The 14,054-nt window shown below is 62.2% G+C and carries 16 protein-coding genes; 10 read left to right on the top strand and 6 right to left on the bottom strand.

Features of this window, described 5'->3' with window-relative positions; genetic code table 11:
- Positions 1-283: 283 nt before the first annotated feature.
- The 6 genes from AC1DWZ_RS12485 (at position 284) to AC1DWZ_RS12510 (ending at position 5,333) form a co-directional block, all read left to right on the top strand.
- Positions 284-1,120, top strand: a complete 837-nt coding sequence (locus tag AC1DWZ_RS12485; protein WP_477169218.1) for an OmpA family protein — start codon at positions 284-286, stop codon at positions 1,118-1,120.
- Positions 1,121-1,312: 192 nt separating this feature from the next.
- Positions 1,313-1,705 carry a Co2+/Mg2+ efflux protein ApaG gene (gene apaG / locus AC1DWZ_RS12490; RefSeq protein ID WP_477169219.1) on the top strand — a complete coding sequence of 131 codons (393 nt, stop codon included), beginning with the start codon at positions 1,313-1,315 and terminating at the stop codon, positions 1,703-1,705.
- Positions 1,706-1,801: 96 nt separating this feature from the next.
- Positions 1,802-2,392, top strand: a complete 591-nt coding sequence (gene folE / locus AC1DWZ_RS12495; protein WP_477169496.1) for a GTP cyclohydrolase I FolE — start codon at positions 1,802-1,804, stop codon at positions 2,390-2,392.
- A 22-nt stretch (positions 2,393-2,414) separates the two neighbouring features.
- A complete protein-coding gene (argE, locus tag AC1DWZ_RS12500; protein WP_477169220.1) occupies positions 2,415-3,572 on the top strand; it encodes an acetylornithine deacetylase in 1,158 nt (385 codons plus the stop codon).
- Positions 3,573-3,606: 34 nt separating this feature from the next.
- Entirely contained in the window at positions 3,607-4,485 is an 879-nt protein-coding gene (locus AC1DWZ_RS12505) for a DUF4743 domain-containing protein (protein ID WP_477169221.1), read from the top strand.
- A complete protein-coding gene (locus tag AC1DWZ_RS12510) occupies positions 4,482-5,333 on the top strand; it encodes a DUF4743 domain-containing protein (RefSeq protein WP_477169222.1) in 852 nt (283 codons plus the stop codon). Before AC1DWZ_RS12505 ends, AC1DWZ_RS12510 begins: the two co-directional genes overlap by 4 nt.
- A gap of 121 nt (positions 5,334-5,454) precedes the next feature.
- Here AC1DWZ_RS12510 and AC1DWZ_RS12515 read toward each other — a convergent pair whose 3' ends face one another.
- The 3 genes from AC1DWZ_RS12515 to AC1DWZ_RS12525 all read right to left on the bottom strand — a co-directional run bounded on the left by AC1DWZ_RS12515 (position 5,455) and on the right by AC1DWZ_RS12525 (position 7,686).
- Positions 5,455-6,153, bottom strand: a complete 699-nt coding sequence (locus AC1DWZ_RS12515) for a TerC family protein (RefSeq protein WP_477169223.1) — start codon at positions 6,151-6,153, stop codon at positions 5,455-5,457.
- Between the two features lie 48 nt (positions 6,154-6,201).
- A complete protein-coding gene (gene gluQRS, locus AC1DWZ_RS12520) occupies positions 6,202-7,050 on the bottom strand; it encodes a tRNA glutamyl-Q(34) synthetase GluQRS (RefSeq protein WP_477169224.1) in 849 nt (282 codons plus the stop codon).
- Positions 7,051-7,134: 84 nt separating this feature from the next.
- Positions 7,135-7,686 carry a hypothetical protein gene (locus AC1DWZ_RS12525; protein WP_477169225.1) on the bottom strand — a complete coding sequence of 184 codons (552 nt, stop codon included), beginning with the start codon at positions 7,684-7,686 and terminating at the stop codon, positions 7,135-7,137.
- A gap of 303 nt (positions 7,687-7,989) precedes the next feature.
- On the opposite strand from AC1DWZ_RS12525, the gene panB reads away from it, so the two are divergent.
- Together panB and panC are read left to right on the top strand one after the other, a co-directional pair.
- Positions 7,990-8,853, top strand: coding sequence for a 3-methyl-2-oxobutanoate hydroxymethyltransferase (gene panB, locus AC1DWZ_RS12530; protein WP_477169226.1), 864 nt, complete (start codon positions 7,990-7,992; stop codon positions 8,851-8,853).
- A gap of 29 nt (positions 8,854-8,882) precedes the next feature.
- Positions 8,883-9,731 carry a pantoate--beta-alanine ligase gene (gene panC, locus AC1DWZ_RS12535; protein WP_477169227.1) on the top strand — a complete coding sequence of 283 codons (849 nt, stop codon included), beginning with the start codon at positions 8,883-8,885 and terminating at the stop codon, positions 9,729-9,731.
- On the opposite strand, the gene gpt is transcribed toward panC, so the two are convergent.
- On the bottom strand, positions 9,728-10,207 hold the full coding sequence (gpt, locus tag AC1DWZ_RS12540; RefSeq protein WP_477169228.1) for a xanthine phosphoribosyltransferase: 480 nt from the start codon (positions 10,205-10,207) through the stop codon (positions 9,728-9,730). The genes panC and gpt overlap by 4 nt on opposite strands.
- A 314-nt stretch (positions 10,208-10,521) precedes the next feature.
- Here gpt and AC1DWZ_RS12545 point away from each other — a divergent pair, with 314 nt between their 5' ends.
- Positions 10,522-12,462, top strand: a complete 1,941-nt coding sequence (locus AC1DWZ_RS12545; protein WP_477169229.1) for a potassium transporter Kup — start codon at positions 10,522-10,524, stop codon at positions 12,460-12,462.
- 31 nt (positions 12,463-12,493) lie between these two features.
- Complete coding sequence (locus tag AC1DWZ_RS12550) at positions 12,494-12,874, top strand: MmcQ/YjbR family DNA-binding protein (protein WP_477169230.1); 381 nt, start codon at positions 12,494-12,496, stop codon at positions 12,872-12,874.
- On the opposite strand, the gene AC1DWZ_RS12555 is transcribed toward AC1DWZ_RS12550, so the two are convergent.
- Together AC1DWZ_RS12555 and AC1DWZ_RS12560 are read right to left on the bottom strand one after the other, a co-directional pair.
- Positions 12,871-13,632: a DUF3750 domain-containing protein gene (locus AC1DWZ_RS12555; RefSeq protein ID WP_477169231.1), complete on the bottom strand. Its 762-nt coding sequence runs from the start codon at positions 13,630-13,632 to the stop codon at positions 12,871-12,873. The genes AC1DWZ_RS12550 and AC1DWZ_RS12555 overlap by 4 nt on opposite strands.
- Positions 13,633-14,049 (bottom strand): DUF4864 domain-containing protein, encoded by a 417-nt coding sequence (locus tag AC1DWZ_RS12560; RefSeq protein WP_477169232.1) that lies wholly within the window; start codon positions 14,047-14,049, stop codon positions 13,633-13,635.
- Between the last annotated feature and the right edge of the window lie 5 nt (positions 14,050-14,054).

A 14,054-nucleotide genomic window follows, 5' to 3' on the forward strand; every position in this document is an offset into this window, starting at 1 on the left:
TGCCCGGTTGTGCATTAAAGAAATGGGCCAGAATCAACAAAATTTGAGCATTCTTGGGAACCAAATCGGCTGTGCCGGCTTTTGACATCGCTGGGACGTTTACCTATAGTGCCGGAGATGTCAGTACTCGGGCTGGCTTCGCCGGGGGATTTCTACAAAGTTTTGCCGGTTTTTCGAAATCAGCCGAGGTTTAAGGCATAAGCCGAAGTCGGGGATGTTGCGAAGCGTCTGGGCGACGCATCGGAACCTGGGGACGGCGCTGAACAAGAGCGAGGAGATAAAAATGAAAGCATTAAAACTTCTGGCGGTTCTGGGGGCAGTTGGTTTTCTGGCAGCCTGCACGACCGATCTCGACCGTATCCGTACGACTGAAGCGAGCGGCGGTACGCCGTTCACCCAGGCGCTGACCACCGAATATCGTGACCTGGCCGTGTTCGAAGCCGACGAGATGTTCGATTGGCGTGACGCCGGCTACTACGCCCGCCGCGGCCTTGCTGCTGCCGGTGGCGAAGTGGTTCAGCCGGAAGATCCGGCCAACCGCGACCTGCCGGCTGATTCGCTCGGCGAAATCACCGACGTCCGTGGCCGCCTCCTGGCAGCCCTCGACGGCGGCGCCCGTGACAGCAAGCCGGAACTGGCCGCCCGCGCCCAGGCCCGCTTTGATTGCTGGCTCGAGCAGCAGGAAGAGAACTTCCAGTACGACCATATCAGCGCTTGCAAGGACGAACTCCTCGCGGCTCTGGCTGAACTCGAAGCTGCTCCGGCGCCCGCCGCTGAAGCTGCTCCGGCTCCGAACGTCTACCTGGTGCTGTTCGACTTCGACAAGTCGAACATCAACGACGCGGCCCAGGCCGTGGTCAACCAGGTGGTCGCTGATTTCGGCGCCAACAAGTCGACGGCCATCTCGGTGACCGGTCACACTGACCGCGCCGGCTCTGACGTCTACAACGAGAAGCTCTCCGAGCGCCGCGCTGATGCGGTCCGCGAAGCGCTGATCGCTGCCGGCGTCCCGGCCGAAGCCATCACCACCGCCTGGAAGGGCGAGGCCGAGAATGCGGTTCCGACCGCTGACGGTGTCAAGGAGCAGGCTAACCGCCGCGCCGAGATCATCGTTCAGTAATCGAACTACCACCGCTTAATGCGGAACGGCGCCGAGGCAACTCGGCGCCGTTTTCTTTTCTGCAGACTGGTTGTAGATTGCCGGTCCGGCGTGGTTATAGATGGCCCGGTATCCAAAGGATGCCAGATCCAAGGGACGACTGGGCCGTCACGTACCCCGCGACCTGTTTCCGGCGCCAGCAAGGCGAGATTTATGTATCAGCAGACCACAAGAAGCATTCTCGTCAGCGTCGAGCCGACCTATCTGGATGATCAATCGGCGCCGGATGAGGCGCATTTCGTCTGGAAGTATCATGTCCGCATCGAAAATAAGGGTGATCTCACCGTGCAGCTGCGCAACCGTTATTGGCGCATCACGGATTCCCTTGGCCGTGTGCAGGAAGTGCGCGGCGCCGGCGTTGTTGGCGAGCAGCCGATTCTGCATCCTGGCGAAGCCTATGAATATACCAGCGGGACACCGCTGAAGACGCCGTCAGGCATCATGGTCGGGACCTATGAGATGGAAAGCGAAACCGGCGAGATGTTCGACATCGTCATTCCGGCCTTTTCCCTCGACAGCCCCTATCAGCCCAAGCGCCTGAACTGATCCTTCGCGCCGGTTTGCCGCGAAGAGCGAAAGGAAAATCGCGTGACCAAAGCCCCCACGAAACCTGGTCGCCCCAAGATCAGTCCCGCCACCGGCATGCCGACGCAGGCCGAAGCCGAGGAAGCCGTTCGTACGCTCATCCGCTGGGCGGGTGATGATCCGCTGCGCGAGGGTCTTCTCGATACACCGCGCCGTGTGGCCAAATCCTACCGCGAATTTTTCAGCGGCTATGCGGCTGATCCAGCCGAGATCCTGACGCGGACGTTCTCGGAAACCGATGGCTATGACGAGATGATCGTCTTGAAGGACATCCGTTTCGAAAGCCATTGCGAACATCATATGGCGCCGATCATCGGTCGCGCCCATATCGCTTATCTGCCCAGGAAGCGCGTGGTTGGCATCTCGAAGCTGGCGCGCCTCCTCGATTGCTATGCCAAGCGCCTGCAGATCCAGGAAAAGCTCACCGCGCAGATCGCCAACACGCTCAATGACGAATTGCAGCCGCGTGGCGTGGCGGTCGTGATCGATGCCAGTCATCAGTGCATGACGACGCGTGGCGTCCATAAAGCCGGCACCTCAATGGTGACCAGCCGCATGCTCGGCGCCTTTCGCAACGATCCGTCGACGCGGCGCGAGTTCCTTGCTTTCATCGGCCTGCCAGCAGCAACGGTCGGCTCGAGTTCTTAAATCTTTCGGGTATTGATCACTCATGACCGGCAGTTTTACCGCCATCCTGGAGCGCCTGATCGCGTTCGACACCGTTTCGGCCCGGTCCAACATGGCGCTTGTTCATTGGATCGGCGACTATCTCAAGGAACATGGTGTTGCGGTCGATATCGTACCGGCGCCCGACGGTCAGCCGAAGGCCAATCTGTGGGCAACGATCGGGCCAAAGCAGGATGGCGGCATCGTTCTTTCCGGCCATACCGATGTCGTGCCGGTGGAAGGCCAGCCCTGGACCAGCGATCCGTTCAAGCTGGTTGAAACAGACACCCGCTTCGTCGGCCGCGGCACCAGCGACATGAAGGGTTTCATTGCACTGTGCCTGGCGCTGGTCCCTGAGATGGCCGGCAAGCCTTTGAAGACGCCGCTCCACTTCGCCTTTTCCTATGACGAGGAACTGGGCTGCCTGGGCGCACCACATTTGCTGAAGGCGATCGGCCAGAATCTGCCCAAGCCGCGCCTGGCCATCATTGGCGAACCCACGGGCATGAAGCTCGGCGTGCGGCACAAGGGCGTCTATTCTTTCCAGGTCGAGGTGACCGGCAAGGACGGTCATTCCAGCCAACCGGAGCGGGGCTTGAATGCCATCGGTCTGGCGGCCGAGGTGATCGGGGAAATGGGCCGCATCTATGACGGTATCCGTGCTGACGGGCCCTTCGACCGCAGCTTCGACCCACCGCATTGCTCTTACAATATCGGCAATATCGACGGTGGCACGGCGGTCAACATCATCGCCCGCCAATGCCGCTTCCTGTGGGACTTCCGCGCCATTCCCGGTGGCAATCCGGACCAGATGCTCGCACCCCTCAAGGCCTTTATCGAGAAGCGCCTGGCAGCATTGCGTCCTCTCGTGCCGGAAGCTGACATCACCATCACGCCGCGTGTTTCCGCGCCGCCGCTGGTGGAAGAGCATGATGGTGCTGCTGAAGCGCTTCTCAAGCATCTCACTGGCGCCAACGAGACGGTAAGCCTTGCCTACGCGACCGAAGCCGGTCAGTTCCAGCAGGCGGGCATGTCAGCGATCGTCTGCGGCCCCGGCCACATCGCCCAGGCACACCAGCCGGACGAGTTCATCGACAAGGAACAGTTGGCGGCGGGTGATGCTTTCCTGCGCCGTCTCATCGATTGGGCCCGCCTGAATTGAGTGGAGGCGAATTGAGCAGAGAGCGACAGTCCGCATGAGCCTGCTGCGCCAGTATCAACGCTATCCCGCGCCGGACCTCGCGCAGTTTCTGCGCTTCATGGTCGCGGGGCAGCATGTCGGCTGGGTGAAGCCGGATTTTGCCAAGGAACTGACTGCGCTGGGAGATGTGTTCCGCGTTGATGGACGGGCCCTCAGCTTGAATCCAGGACTGCAGACCACCGAAGCGCGCAGTGCGGCCATGGCGGATGTGCTCCACAAGCTGCGCGCGGCAGGGCGCATTCCAGGCTGGCGTGATGAGCTTTATCCGGTCAATCGCGCTTTTGGCGAAACACCCTTGCTGGTCATGGAACGTGCTGCCGCACCGCTCTTTGGGGTGATGGCCTATGGCGTCAACCTCAACGGCTTTGTCGGGCGCGGTTGGGAAATGAAGGTCTGGGTGGCGCGCCGGTCGCCCACCAAATCGGTCGACCCCAACATGCTCGACCTTATCGTCGGTGGCGGCCAGCCGCTGGGCCTGACACCCGCAGAGAATCTGCTCAAGGAATGCCGCGAGGAAGCCGGCATTCCAGCCAGCATCGCCGAGCGTGCGCAACCGGTCGGCATCGTTACCCTGATGATCGAAGCGGGCGAGGGCCTGCGCGTCGGTCAGCAGTTCAATTTCGATCTCGATCTGCCGGAAGATTTCACGCCGCGGAACGAGGATGGCGAGGTCGCCAGTTTCGAACTCATCCCGGTCTCGGAACTCATTCACCGCCTGCGCGCCAGCGATGACTTCATGTACGATATTGCGTTGGTGCTGATCGATTTCCTGATCCGGCATGGTTTTGTCGGGCCGGACGATGTCGATTACCTGCCGCTGATCGCCGGTCTGCGCCGGCCGATTCCTCTCCAGGTGCCGGAGGCTGCGGCATGAGCCTGCTCGATCGCATCAACGCCTGCCATCAGCATGACATTACGCGCTTCCGGCCGTTCCTCGTGGACGGGCAGCAGGTCGGCTTCATGCGCCCGGACATCGCGGAACAACTGGTCCGTTATCCCAGCGTCTTTCGCGTCGAGCCGGCGGGGGTGCGCATTGCGCGGCATCTCGACACGTTCGACTATCGCTCGGCTGCCATCGATTCCGTGATGCGCGAGTTGCGCCAGGAAGGAATCATCCATGGCTGGCGCGACGAATATTTTTCCATTGCCGCGCAATATGGTGCCGCACCGCTGTTCGATCTGGAACGGGCCGGTGTTCCGCTGTTCGGCGTCAAGGCTTACGGTGTCCATCTCAACGGCTATGTGCGCCGCGATGGCGAGATCTGGCTGTGGGTCGGGCGGCGCGCTGCCAACCGGCCGATCGAACCGGGCAAGTTCGATCATCTGGTGGCAGGCGGCCTGCCCACCGGCATCAAGCCCTTTGACAATCTGATCAAGGAAGCGGCTGAGGAAGCGTCGATCCCCAAGGAACTGGCGCGGCGTGCGCGTTCCTGCGGGGCGCTGAGCTACCGGATGGAGCTCGACGGCAATCTCAGAGACGACACGATCTTCGTCTATGATTTGGAATTGCCCGCCGATTTCGTGCCGCGCAACCATGATGGCGAGATCGCCGATTTCCGCCTGCTGCCGCTCTCCGAAGTAGAGCGCCTGCTGTCTGAAACCACCGACTTCAAATTCAATGTCGGCCTGGTGATCATCGACTTCCTGATCCGCCAGGGCTATCTGACGCCGGACGACCCGGATTACAGCGCGCTCGCCATGGGTGTTTCGCGGAAGCCTTGAGGTAACCACCTCTCAGGAGTCGTCATCCCCGGGCGAAGACCCGGGGATCCACTGTTACGTTTGATAGTGTGGATGCCCGGGTCAAACCCGGGCATGACGTCAAAGAAAAGAGCTTTAGCAGTTACTGCGCGCCGACCATCGGCGCTACTTCGGCCCAGCCGCGCCAGATCATGTCCCCGGCCACGTAGAAGATCACGGCCAGACCGATATAGGCGATCCAATGGAAACGCTTCAGGAGCTTGGCGATCATCGAGGCGGCAAGACCCATCAGGGCCACCGACAGGATGAGGCCGAATACCAGAACGTTGGGATGCTCATGGGCGGCGCCGGCAACGGCCAGCACATTGTCGAGTGACATGGAGACGTCGGCGATGACAATCTGAACGATCGCCTGGCGCATAGTCTTGGCCGGGGACGAACCGGGCAAGGCGCCCTCGCCAGCCTCCAGATCCGCGCGCTCGGCAGCACTCATCTTCTCGCCGGCGCGCAACTGTGCCTTCCGGTTCTCGCGGCGCTGCTGCTCGATTTCACGCCAGAACTTCCAGCACACCCACAGCAGCAGAATGCCGCCCGCCAGCGTCAGGCCGATGATCGACAGGAGGTATGTCGTGCCCAGCGCAAAGCCGATGCGCATCACGGTCGCTGCCGCAATACCGATCAGCATGACTTTGGTGCGCTGGTATGACGGCAGGCCGGCAGCGGCCATGCCGACGACGATGGCATTGTCACCGGCGAGCACGAGATCGATCAGGATGACCTGACCGAAGGCGATCATTTCGGGCCCGGTCAGCAGGCTGATAAGGTATTGGGTGTCAAACATGCAAATACTGCTTTCTTGGTGAGAAGCTTGATGGGTGGGTGATGTCGTCTAATTGGGAAACCCGGCGAGCGTTCGGATCTCAAAGGCATTCATGCCCGCCTCCCGCATGCTGCGCAGACTGGTAGCGCCGGCGCGCTTGGCCAGCCGGGCGCCATTGTTGTCGGTCAGGATCGGGTGATGGGCATAATGCGGGGTGTTGAGGCCGAGCAGGGCCTGCAGCAGGCGGTGGATATGGGTGGCTGGCAGCAGATCGTCCGCCCGTGTCACCAGGGTGACACCCTGGAGATCGTCATCGACCGTGACACAGAGATGATAGCTGCAGGGCGTTTCGCGCCGCGCGAGGACCACATCGCCCAATTGTTCCGGCCGTGCTGCGATACGCCCCGCGCGCTCATCGCTGAAATCGAGCGATCCGCACAGGGCGCGTGCCTTGGCGACGTCGAGGCGGAGGGCGAAGGGGGCACCGCCTGCCTGCCTGTCGGCGGCTTCCGCGGGTGACAGCGACCGGCAGGTCCCGGGATAAAGTGGGCCGCCAAAATCGTTCGGGGCCGATCCATGGGGGGCGCTTGGTGCCGCGGCGATATCCTTGCGGCTGCAGAAGCAGGGATAGATGATTCCCATCGCCTGAAGGTGGGAGAGGGCATCCTGGTAATCGGCGAAATGGTCGGACTGGCGCCGCACCGGCCCGTCCCAGTCGAGGCCGAGCCAGCTCAGGTCCTCGAGCAGCGCCGCCTCATAGTCCGGGCGGCAGCGAGTCTGGTCGATGTCCTCGATACGCAACAGAAACCTTCCTCCTGCCGCGCGTGCCCTGGTCCAGCCGTCCAGCGCCGAGAAAGCGTGGCCAAGATGGAGATATCCGGTAGGGCTGGGCGCGAAGCGGGTTACGAGCGGCGACATAAACGCCATAGGTAAGGAGCGGGGCGTGCTTCTGCAACCGCTCGCGGGGCGCAAAAGCCCTTTTTCTTAACTATTTTGGCGATTTTAAGGCGCGATCCGGGCTTTCAATCCCTCAAACCAGCTCCTGCGGGCCCCGATCTCGTCGATTTCGAGTTCCAACCAGGACGGAAGATAGCCGCTGGTGGCGGTCAGGGGCTCATAGCTGCGCAAATCGGCCAGGCGCGCCAGTTCCTTGTCGCAGGCCTCGATCAGCACATCGAGCTGCTGGCGCTGGTCATCCGGCGTGAGGCAGTTGAAGAAATGCATCTTGAAGGCGACGATCAGCTTGTTGACCTCGCCCATCGGCCCGCGCATCCGGGTGGTCATCAGGCGCTGCAGTTCGGTGCGCCCTTCGGCCGTGAGGCGCATGATCTGCGCGTCGGCCGGCTGTTTCGGGTCGATCGCCTCGATAATGCCCTCGATCTTGAAAAGCTCGAGGGACGGGCCCAGCAGCTCCAGCGACGGCCCCACGATGCGGCCGACGAAATGCCGGATCTCGCGCGCAAGATCGGCATAGCTGCGCTCCCCCTGCCACAGCAGGCCGAGGGCTGCGAGGCGGATCGCTTCCGAGGGAATGAGGCTGTTGTCTTTATACATCTCCAGCACCTGTGGCGGTCAGCCACTTAAACGGCAAACAAGCGTTCCGAATGTTGCTGGCGACGGCTGCCCCACTGTTTACCCGGTTTTCTGTGAAAGTGAAAGCCATTCGCATCTTTATCCATGATTTCAATGGGGTGTCTAGGGGCCGCGGCTGCCATGCAATGTGGTTAACCCAGCCTTCAGGCTTTGCGATTGTGCAGTGCAATGGGATCGGCCAGAATGCCCACCGAATAGACAGCGGCCGATGGTCGGGGGAAGCCGAACGGCTCAACGGAGGTCGCTGCACAGAGGGAGGCGGGAATGAGTGTTCATGCCACATCCGGTTCTGGATCGGCGTCGGAAGGTGCTGTGCTGAAGCGCCTCTCTGTCCCTGAATTTGCCGCACGCAAGGGGGCCGACCCGCTGGTCTGTCTCACCGCCTACACCACACCCATGGCGCAGCGTCTCGACGGCCATGTCGATCTGCTGATGGTGGGCGATTCGCTTGGCATGGTGCTCTACGGATTCGACAGCACGCTGCCGGTGACGCTGGACATGATGATCCAGCATGGCGCTGCCGTGTGCCGCGGATCGAAGACCTCGCTGGTCGTCGTCGATATGCCGTTCGGCTCCTATCAGGAAAGCCCCGAACAGGCGTTCCGCTCGGCCGCCCGCATCATGAAGGAGACCGGCTGCCAGGCAGTGAAGCTCGAAGGCGGGCGTGACCTTGCCGACACGGTCGCATTCCTGGTGAAGCGCGGCATTCCGGTCATGGGCCATGTCGGCCTGATGCCGCAATCGGTGAACACGCTGGGCGGCTACCGCGCCCGTGGCCGCGGCGACCAGGAGGCGGCCGGCGTCATGGCCGATGCCATCGCCATCGCCGAGGCCGGCGCCTTTTCGATCGTACTTGAAGGTGTCATGGAACAGATTGCCCAGGCCGTGACCGCCCGTATTCCGGTGCCGATCATCGGCATCGGCGCCTCCGCCATCTGCGACGGGCAGGTGCTGGTGTCGGAAGATATTCTCGGTCTCTTTAGCAGCTTCAAGCCGCGCTTCGTCAAACGCTATGCCGAGCTTGGCAATGACATCGAAGGTGCGGCGGCGCGCTATGCCGCGGAAGTGCGTGCGCGCTCCTTCCCGGGGCCTGAGCATATTTTCGGCGCCATGAAGAAGCACGGCTGACCGGCACAAGCTCCAGATACAGCATCATCATGCGTGACCTGCCCATCGTTCGCCGCGTCGCCGATCTGCGCGCCCACATTGCCGGCTTCCGCGCGGCTGGCGAGAGCGTTGGCCTGGTGCCGACCATGGGCGCCTTGCATGACGGGCATTTGGCGCTGGTCAAATGCGCCAAGGGGGCGGATGCGCGGGTGGTCGCCACCATCTTCGTCAACCCGACGCAATTCGGCCCCAACGAGGATCTGACATCCTATCCGCGTGATGAGGCGGGCGACGCCGCCAAGCTTGCCGCGGCCGGTTGCGATCTCCTCTTCGCGCCGGACGTTGCGGACATGTATCCGCAAGGTTTCTCGACCTCGGTCGCAGTGGGCGGGCTCACCGATCATATGGACGGTCTGGCACGGCCGGGGCATTTCGGCGGTGTCGCCACCATTGTCACCAAGCTGCTGCTGCAAGCGTTGCCGACCCGCGCTTATTTCGGTGAGAAAGACTTCCAGCAATTGCAGGTGATCAAGCGCCTCGCGCGCGATCTCGACATGCCGGTTGAGATCGTCGGTGTGCCCACGGTGCGCGAAGCTGACGGTCTCGCCATGTCGTCACGCAACCGCTATCTCTCTGGCGAGGATCGCCGGCACGCCGCAGCGCTGCCGCATGCCTTGCGCCAGGCTGTGGCGGAACTCATGCGCGGCGATATCGTCGAGCATGTTCTCGAACGGGCAAAGACACGCCTCGGCCAAGCTGGTTTCACCCGCATCGACTATGTCGCGCTTTGCGACGAAGCCACGCTGGCACCGCTCAAAGTCCTGGCGCCCGGCAGTCGCCTCTTCGCCGCTGCCTATCTCGGGAAGACGCGGCTCATCGACAACTGGCCCGTTCGCTAGCCGCGCTTCATCTTGGCGATCGGCTGGGCGAATTGCAGTTCGATATCCCAGGGGAAGAAGATCCAGGTGTCCTGCGACACTTCGGTGACGAAGGTGTCGACCAGCGGGCGGCCGGAGGGCTTGGCATAGATGGTGGCGAAATGCGCCTTGGGCAGCATCTCGCGCACCACGCGCGCAGTGCGGCCGGTGTCCACGAGATCGTCGATGATCAGCCAGCCTTCGCCATTGCCGGGCGAATCTTTCAAGACGGTGATCTGCCCCTGCGCATGATCGTCGGTATAGCTCTGCATGCAGACGGTATCGATGAGGCGGATGTCGAGCTCGCGGGCGATGATCGCTGCCGGCACCAGGCCACCGCGCGTCACGGCAACGATGCCGGTGAACGGGCCTTTCTCGATGAGACGCCAGGCCAGCGCCTTGGCGTTGCGATGCAGCTCTTCCCAGGAAACGGGAAAGGTCTTTTGCGGATCCGACATATGGGCTTCCCCCTGGGAGAGACTGATTTTGCCACCGGGCGGAACGCATCCCGCCCAGCGCCGTTTGAGCATTAGCCGAAGCGGCCGAAGGCGGCAATTGCCGATTGGCCGAGCGCCTCTAGAGCCAATCGGAATAGAGAGTCAAGAGGAAATATTGCAGTGCAAAAACCCTATTGCACGAGGGGCAAGCCGGTGACAGGATGCGCCGCTTTCAAGGGTCGGACAGGCCCAGTTCAGCAGGGGATGGATAATCATCGTATGTTCGTGCCAGCCGTCTTGATAGGCGGCGGGACCATCGATGCCACCAACGCCACGTGACCACATCAACGACCAAGTCAGATAGCCAGGGGGCGACCCAAGAATCGCCGGCGTCCTCAGGGACCGATCACACGCCAGCCGGCGCGTTGGCGCCGCTTGCCATCGGTGCGCTCGGCGTCGTTTTCGGCGACATCGGTACCTCGCCCCTCTATACCTTCCGCGAAGCCTTTCATGGCGCCGGCGAGGTGATGGCAAATCCGCAACATGTCTTCGGCATTCTGTCGCTGGTCTTCTGGACCATCACCATCATCGTCAGCTTCAAATATGCGTTGCTGATCCTGCGCGCCGACAACCAGGGGCAGGGCGGCCTCCTCGCCCTGATCGGTCTTGCGATCCGGTCGGCCACCAAGCCCGGCCGCCGGGAAAAATTCCTGGCCCTCGGTATCGTGGGTGCGGCACTCTTCTATGGCGACGGCATGATCACGCCAGCCATTTCCATTCTCTCGGCGGTCGAAGGCCTGAAGATCGCGCAGCCGCATCTCGACCGTGACTGGATCGTCGCCATCACGATCGTCATCGTGATCGGACTCTTTGCCATTCAAAGCCGCGGCACTGGTGCCGTGGGCGCCTTCTTCGGCCCGATCATGATGATCTGGTTTGCGACGCTTGGAATCCTGGGCCTCAGCCAGATCGTGCAGCATCCGGAAATTCTGCTGGCCCTGTCGCCGCATTACGCGCTCGGCTTCCTCTTCCATAATATCGGGATCGCCTTCCCGGTCATGGGCGCCGTCCTGCTGGCCGTGACGGGTGCCGAGGCCCTCTACGCCGATCTTGGCCATTTCGGCCGCAAGCCGATTCAGGCGTCCTGGTTCATCTATGTGCTGCCCTGTCTGACGCTGAACTATTTCGGGCAAGGTGCGCTGGTGCTGGCGCATCCGGAAGCCGTCGCCAACCCGTTCTATCTGCTGGCGCCGGACTGGTTCCTCTACCCGCTCATCGGCCTTGCCACGATGGCAACCATCATCGCCTCGCAGGCGGTCATCTCCGGTGCCTTCTCACTGTCCTGGCAGGCCATGCGCATGGGCGTCTGCCCACGCCTGCTGATCACCCACACGTCGGCCCACCATCAGGGCCAGATCTACGTGCCGCAGATCAACTGGCTGCTGATGATCTGCGTGCTGCTGCTGGTGGTCGGATTCAAATCGTCGAGCGGTCTTGCCAATGCCTATGGCATTGCCGTCACCGGTACGATGATCATCGATACCATCATCGCCTTCTTCGTGTTCCGCTCATTGTGGCGCTGGAGCGTCCAGCGGACCGCCTTGGTGATCGGCTTCATCCTGCTGGTGGAATGCTCGCTCCTTGGCGCCAGCCTCTTGAAAGTACTGGATGGTGGCTGGTTCCCGCTCCTCATCGGCGCCATCATTATCTTCATTCTCTCCACCTGGATGGATGGCCGCGGCCTGCTCGCCAAGCGCCATGGCGCCGGCTCGTTGACCGAGGAAGAATTCTTAGGAGCGCTCTCCGAACGCCATTTGAGCCGCGTGCCGGGCACGGCCCTGTTCCTCACGGCGCAGATCGACCGCGTGCCTTTCGCGCTGCTGCACAACATGCGCCACAATCGCATCCTCCATGAGCGCGTGGTGATGACGACGCTCATTACCGAAGCGCGGCCGTTCGTGCCCGACTCTGAGCGCATCCAGGTGCGCGAGCTCAGCCGCGGCTTCTGGCGTATCATTGTGCATTACGGATTTGCCGACGAACCCGATCTCCCCGCAGCGATGCGCATGGCGGCCACGTCCGGCCTCGTCCTTGATCCGGAGCAGGTCTCCTATTTCATCGGCCGCGAGCGCATCGTGCCGCGGGCAAAATCGGCCATGTCCGGCTGGCGCCGGTGGCTGTTCATCCTGCTGTCGGATACCGAAATCTCTGCCTCGGATTATTTCCGCATCCCGGTCGGCCGGATCATTGAGCTCGGTGCCCGCACTGAAATCTGATCCGGCTGAAATCTGAGCAAGAGTGGGTGGTATGACGCGCAAGGATTTCGACAAGCTGTGCAAATCGTTCCCCAAGACCACCCATGTCGAACAATGGGGTGGTGCTTCGGTCTGGAAGGTCGGTGGCAAGATCTTCGCCGTCTGCTCGAACTGGGGCACGGGCGGCGACACTGATACCAAGATCAGCTTCAAATGCAGCGACATGTCCTATGACCTGCTGCGCCAGCAGAAGGGCATCATCCCCGCACCCTACCTTGCGCGTGCCAAGTGGGTGCAGATCGAAAAGGAAAAGGCGCTCAGCGACAAGGACACCCGAGCCTATATCGAGAGCGCCTATCGCCTGGTGGCAGCCAAGCTCACCAAGGCAAAGCGCGCTGAGTTGGGATTGATCCTGCCGGCACCGCGCGGCTAGTCCACTGCGACGGTCGCTTCACGCTCGACTTCTTCCGGGAAGCCCAGACGGCCAAGTCCCGGCACGCGCAGGGCAGGGCGCAGGAAATCGACACCGAGATTGAGGCCAAGCACATTGACCTCGATCCCCTCCTCCAGACCCACCGTCAGACCTGCAAGACCCAGCAACGAAAGCTGCACGCCCGTGCCACTCGGTGCCATGGCGACCGGCGCGTCCCAGGCGCGGTAATCCTTGCCGATGGCATTGGCGGGGATATCGAGCCGCAGCTCCGGCACCTCGCGCGCGACATGGGCAAGGAACGTGTTGCTGTTGGGGCCGGGCCAGCTGCGGTACTGGTCCTTGAACGGATAGCTGGCGATGGCGGCTTCGATCCGGTCGATGAGCTGGTCGACGCCGGCGCCGCGATAGTCGGCGAGAATGGTGGGCTCAGCCCCGAACCAGTAGCCATCCGGCAGGGCGGCATTCACCTTGAGCGACGGCCCACCGCCCCAGCCCATGACTTCGTAGCGTGTGAAGTGCGCAGCACCGGCGCGCTTGACGATGATCCAGGGATGGGTCGCCACATAGCCGCGCCAGCTGAAGGCCCGCGCGGTATAGATCTGGACGATGGCCTCCGGCGTCTTGGTGGGGTCGGGGGCGAGGCCAGCGGAATGCCGGGGCGCGTCGCGCCATGACCCGTCATAGGCCATCCCGCGGGCAATGCTGAAGGCGAGGGGGACAACAAACAGGGCAGCGAGGCTCCACAGGACGATGCGCATCTAGACACTTTCATCCCCGGCCCGCTCCAGATAGCAACCGCTGATGCGCCAGGATCCATCGGGCTGCTTTTCGAACATATAGTGCGCAAGATAGCCCTTGCCATCAGGTCCCACGACAAAGACCCGCTGCTCCGGCGTTGCCCCATGCTCGACAATATCGCGAAATTCGACAGATTGCGGCCGGTAGACCGGGGTGTAGCCGTCCTTCACCATCTCCATGAAAGTTGCGGGCGAGCCGAATTTCGCCTGCAGGTCGGGCGAGGCGAAGCCGAAGGCGCCAGCCGCATCATCGGCTTTGAAGGCCGACATCTGGGCGCTGATGATGGCCTGGAAGGCGGCCTTGTCGGCGGCACTGGACTCGGCGAAGGCCGGCCCGGAGAGCAGGCACAGCATGACAGCGAGGAATGCGAAACGCATGGGCC

The organism is Dongia sp. P2_B8, assembly GCF_056404715.1.